The sequence below is a fragment of the Flavobacterium sp. genome (genome assembly GCF_035456225.1).
Classification (GTDB): Bacteria; Bacteroidota; Bacteroidia; order Flavobacteriales; family Flavobacteriaceae; genus Flavobacterium.
Genome location: NZ_DATIDM010000148.1, coordinates 1 through 4,252, shown reverse-complemented (window position 1 = coordinate 4,252; position 4,252 = coordinate 1). Strand labels below are relative to the sequence as shown.

The following is a 4,252-nucleotide window of genomic DNA, read 5'->3' as shown; positions in this document are numbered from 1 at the left end:
TGCGTCCATATTCAAAATCAGCATCCGAAATATTGATATCTCCGATAATAAAAGGCTTGGATATTTTTAAATCAACCACATTCGCTTTAAATTGAACTGAAACATTGGCTTTTCCTTTTGTAAATTGAAACAGGTCTTTGGAAAATATCGAATTAAAAGCTGTGACCTCAAAATCACTTTTCAAAGATCCCGAAGCCGTTGGTTTCTTTAGGTCAAAAATCATCATATCCTTTGTAGTGAATGGGATTCCTCTGTAATTTCCCCTAAAATCATGCAGAAATACGGCTGAATTAGGATCACCGAAGATTCCGTTCTTCACATAATGGTTAATAAATTCCCCTTTAAAATTACAATTGTCAATGACTTCATTTTTTGTAATCAGTTTATTGTTTTCCATGTTTGCAACCACATGAATGGAAGGATTTCCTCTTACTTTAAGATTGCCTTTAAGAGTACATCGCACATCAAAAGGTTCTGACAAATTGAATTTATCCAATTTTGTTCTGACATTGTTGGCCAATAAAGATGAAGCTTCCCTCCATTGAATTGACGGACAAAAAAGCATAATTTTAAAAAGAGAATTAGACTTGGAAGTGCCAAAAGTGGCTTTAACTTCGAAAGGATTTCCTCCGATAGTAAGCTTCTTTGAATATGCACCTATCTGTTTTTTTTCAATGTTGTAAGCAATACCTATCTTCCCTTTGATCGATTTCTTTTCAGCATAACTGCCCCGTGTGGTATTAAATGTCATGCTGTTTACAAAGGTTTCCAAATAAACAGCTGCCTTCCACCCCAGGTCATTACGGGAGATCAGCATTTCTAAATCCGATATTTTGAAATTGAATTTTTTCTTCTTGACATTATTTTCAGAAATGAATGTTACATCAGTAAAATCAATTTTATGAATGTTAACATCTAATGGTGACTTTTCATTTTTATCCTGCTTTTCATTTTTTTTGAAATTTTTAAAAACAGAAACATTACTGTAACCATTCGAATTAACATAAAGATTAACATCAGCATTTTTAATGGTCAGATTGTTTACGGAAATCGTTTTCTTTAAAATCGACCACGGTGAAACTTTCGCATAAACCTTATCTGCCTTTAAAAGTGTTCTTTTATGAAAATTCCACAAACTGTCTTTAACAACTACATCTTTAACCTGGATTGTTAAATTTGGAAATCCCTGAAATAAAGAGACTTCCAAATCCCCTATTTTCATTTCTCCACTACTCTTCTCATTGATTAATTCGGTAAGATTGTTTTTGATTTTATCTTTATTCAACGAAAAATAAATGCCTAATCCTAAATAGGTCACAAAAAACAAAAGTAACAGTACGCCAAACCCCTTTAACGACATAAAAAGAACCTTATTCTTTTTAATCTTGCTGTACAAACCCTCTTTTGTTTCCAAAATATGTAAGTGTTTACACAAATTTAAGAATTAATTAAAGCATAAAGGTTGAATTTTAGGGATAATTGCCTCTCATTTTGTAGCAAAAAATAGCAGACAATTATTATCTTTGCAGACTTATAAAAACGATACAGAAATGCGCATATCCTACAATTGGTTAAAACAATTCATCAAATTAGACTGGAACTCGGAAGATACTTCTGCCCTGCTTACAGACTTGGGTCTTGAAGTAGAAAGTGTGGACAAATACGAAAGCCTTAAAGGAGGATTGGAGGGAGTTGTTGTTGGTCACGTACTTACCTGCATCCAACATCCAAACGCAGATAAATTAAGTATCACCACAGTTGACTTGGGCGACGGAAATCCACCGGTTCAGATTGTATGTGGTGCTCCGAATGTAGCTGTCGGGCAAAAAGTCCCTGTAGCAACCATCGGAACAAAATTGTATGATCAGGAAGGAAATGCTTTCGAAATCAAAAAAGGAAAAATTCGTGGAGAAGAAAGTCACGGAATGATTTGTGCCGAAGACGAGTTAGGTCTTGGCGAATCTCATGATGGGATTATGATTCTTGCCGAAAATCTTGTTCCCGGGACTCCAGCTTCCAAAGTGTTCAATATCGAAACGGATGAGGTTTTTGAAATCGGATTAACACCAAACCGCGCCGATGCAATGAGCCATTTGGGTGTTGCCAGAGATTTGCGTGCGGGATTGATCCAGAAAGGAGTTAATCATTCTGAATTAATGACGCCTTCTGTAAGTAAATTTAAAGTTGAAAAACGTACATTAAAAATCGACGTAAAAGTTGAGGATACAAAACTGGCTCCGAGGTATTGTGGGGTAACTATTTCGGGAATTACGGTTAAACCGTCTCCGTCTTGGTTACAAAACCGTTTAAAAGCTATAGGATTGACTCCGAAAAACAATATTGTTGACGTTACTAATTATGTATTGCATGAATTGGGTCAGCCATTGCATGCATTTGATGCTGCCAAAATAAGGGGAAATAAAGTAATTGTAAAAACACTTCCTGCAGGCACAAAATTCACCACTCTTGATGAGGTGGAAAGAATACTTCACGAGGAAGATCTAATGATTTGCGACGAAAACGGACCAATGTGTATCGCCGGTGTTTTTGGAGGAAAAAATTCTGGAGTTACCGAAAATACGACTGCCATTTTCCTTGAAAGTGCTTATTTCAACCCGGTTTCGGTTAGAAAAACTGCTAAAAGACATACGTTAAGTACGGATGCTTCTTTCCGTTTCGAAAGAGGAATCGATCCTACCATTACGGAATATGCGATGAAACGTGCTGCTCTTTTAATTCAGGAAGTAGCAGGTGGTGAAATCACTTCAGATCCTATCGATATCTATCCAAAGAAAATTGAAGATTTCTCTGTTATTTTGAATTTTGCAAATGTTAACAAAATCATCGGCGAGGAAATCCCGAAAGAAACAATCAAAAAAATATTGGTTTCATTAGACATCAAGGTGAACAGTGTTTCTGACGCAGGTTTAGGTTTGGTTATTCCTTCCTACCGCGTGGATGTTCAGCGTGAAATTGATGTAATCGAAGAAATTTTACGCGTTTACGGATACAATAACATCAACTTTACCACAAAGCTGAATGCTTCGATTTCCAATTCATCACGTACTGAAGATTATAAAGTACAAAATGTAATTGCAAATCAATTGGTGTCACAGGGATTCAATGAAATGATGGCAAACTCCCTGACTTCTCCGCAGTACGTCAGTTTATCTGAAAAGCTGAAAGAAGAATTTAATGTGACAATGCTTAATCCGTTGAGCAATGATTTATCAGCGATGCGTCAGTCATTGTTATTCAGTGGTTTAGAAGCTGTTTCTTATAATATCAACAGAAGAAACTCCGATTTAAAATTATTCGAATTCGGAAAATCATACCATAAAATGCCTTCAGGATATGATGAAATAAAGCACTTGACTTTATTCGTTACCGGAAATCGTTTGATGGAAAGCTGGACTACAGCGGATAAACCATCGGATTTCTTCTTATTTAAAGGGTATATCACTGCTATTTTATCCCGTTTGGGAATTGATAAAGCAACGACACAGCCTTTAGAGAATGATGTTATTGCTGAAGGTATTGCTCTTACTGTTGGTAAAGAAACTATTGTTGAATTCGGAACCGTTAAGAAATCAATTTTAAAGCACTTCGACATCAAACAGGAAGTTTTATACGCCGATTTTAATTGGAGCGAAGTTTTAAAGCTTATCTCGAATAAAATCAAATTCGTTGAAATTCCAAAATATCCTGAAGTGCGCAGGGATTTAGCTTTATTGATTGACAGTAACGTTCAGTTTGAACAAATTTATTCTATTGCAAAACAAACCGAAAAAGGACTGTTGAAAGATGTCAATTTATTTGACGTTTACGAAGGAAATAAACTTCCGGAAGGCAAGAAATCGTATGCCGTGAGTTTCACGATTCAGGACACTTCAAAAACGCTTACGGATGCTCAAATCGATAAAATTATGAGCAAGCTGCAGCAGAATTTCGAAAAAGAAGTTGGGGCAACCTTACGATAATACTTACTACCAAAATACTTTAAAATCCTGTAAGACAATGTTTTGCAGGATTTTTTGTTTCTAAAATTATTGCAATCGCTTGATTATCAACTCATAAATCCCTAACTTAGAGTAAGATTTGAAACTATCATGAAATGTTACTCAAAAGAACAAATATTCATGAAAAACTGATTTTAAGCAGAAAACAATCAGGTAAAATTGCAGATCAGATTGCATCTGTAAGAGAGGTTTTGGCTAAAGATGAACTACTGCGCCAATCCATCCGTAAAAGA

Annotated in this window: 2 protein-coding genes; one reads left to right on the top strand and one right to left on the bottom strand. The window is 35.5% G+C overall.

The features are described from left to right. Nucleotides 1–1,414 (bottom strand): AsmA family protein (locus tag VLB74_RS08780; protein WP_325203082.1); only part of this gene is annotated, 1,414 nt, incomplete at its 3' end. Between the two features lie 136 nt (nucleotides 1,415–1,550). Here VLB74_RS08780 and pheT point away from each other — a divergent pair. Beyond that, nucleotides 1,551–3,980, top strand: a complete 2,430-nt coding sequence (gene pheT / locus VLB74_RS08775; protein WP_325203081.1) for a phenylalanine--tRNA ligase subunit beta — start codon at nucleotides 1,551–1,553, stop codon at nucleotides 3,978–3,980. Nucleotides 3,981–4,252 lie beyond the last annotated feature (272 nt).

Excerpts from the sequence above, each read along its gene's own strand:
- pheT (WP_325203081.1), top strand. The coding sequence starts at position 1,551 with ATGCGCATATCCTACAATTGGTTAAAACAATTCATCAAATTAGACTGG.